The following is a 1,301-nucleotide window of genomic DNA, read 5'->3' as shown; positions in this document are numbered from 1 at the left end:
GGCGCGGGGCGGCAGGCAGGTGCGGGCGGCGAGGCCACTGCGGCGGCACGGGGTGTGTCGGGCCGGGGCCAGGTGGAAGTGGAAGCGCTCGTCAACGGCGGCCTGGGCGCCAATGGCTACAACGGCGCGGCGGGCGGCAAGGGCGCCGACGCGCAATTGAACAATGCGGCGACGGGTTCCACCAGCGGCAAATTGATGCTGAGCCAGTGGGGCCATGGCGGTAGCGGCGGCGATAGCAACGGGGCCGATGGCGGCGCGGCAGGCCGGGCGCGCTCGCACATGCAAGTCCATGACCGCACAGCGTCCAGCCTCGATGTGCGCAGCGAGGCCAGTGGCGGCAATGGCGGCAGCGCCACGGGCAATGGCGGGCGCGCGATGGCGGGCGGCGATGCGGTATCGCGGGTGCAGGTGGCCGGCGTGGGCGATATCGCCGCCAGCGGCAATGCGGGCGGCGGATCGGCGGGCTACAGCGCGCAAGGCCATGGCGCCAATGGCGGCAATGCGTCGAGCAGCGTGCATGCCGTCACCACGGGCAACCATAGCGTGAACGTGCTGGCGCAAGGCTATGGCGGTGTAGCCGGTTCCGCCATCACGCCGGGCCGCAAGGGCGGCAACGGCGGCACGGGGCAGGCACAAGCCAGCGGCCAGTCCGGCAGCGGCGCCGTCAGCGTGATGGCGATCCAGCATGGCGGGCCGGGCGGTTTTGGCGGCGCCGGGGCAGCCAGTGGCGACGGCGCGGATAGCTCCATGGTCAATGCGGTATCGGGCAGCACCACGGGCGCATTGACCTTGGACCAGCGTGCACGGGGCGGCGATGGCGGCGAAAGCCGGCTGGGGCCGGGCGGACGGGCAGGCCACGCGCGTTCCAGGTTGACGGTGTCGGACAGCCGCGCCGCCAGCCTGTCCGGCGCCGTCTTGGCCGAGGGCGGCTATGGCGGCCATTCGTATGAAACCACGCAGTCATTGGCGGGCCGGGGCGGCAACGCGGACAGCGTGCTGCACTTGTCATCGGCGCGGGCCGGTGCGGGTGTCAGCGGCAGCAGCGTGGCCAATGGCGGCACGGGCGGCTATAACCAGCATGGCTATATCGGTGTGGGCGGCAACGCCAGCGCGCTGGCCGACGTGAAGGGCAGGGGCAATGCCGCCAGTTCCGCCGTGGCGGCGGGCGGCGTGGCGATTCCATTGAATTCGACCGGCAACGGCCCGGGCGGCACGGGCGGCAATGCGGCGGCGCATGCGCTGGCGGCAGCGGAGCGCCGTGCCGTTGCATCGGCCCAGGCGACTGGCGGGCAGGGCGCGCA

At 72.9% G+C, this 1,301-nt stretch carries 1 protein-coding gene; it reads left to right on the top strand.

Translation table 11 applies throughout. The features are described from left to right. The coding region (locus GM668_RS30735; protein ID WP_211923483.1) for a hypothetical protein at positions 1-1,301 on the top strand (1,301 nt) is incomplete at both ends.

Origin of the sequence: Pseudoduganella ginsengisoli, from assembly GCF_009720865.1 — a bacterium.
Classification (GTDB): Bacteria; Pseudomonadota; Gammaproteobacteria; order Burkholderiales; family Burkholderiaceae_D; genus Rugamonas; species Rugamonas ginsengisoli.
The sequence above is the reverse complement of the archived record's forward strand: the minus strand, read 5'-3'. Positions and strand labels throughout refer to the sequence as shown.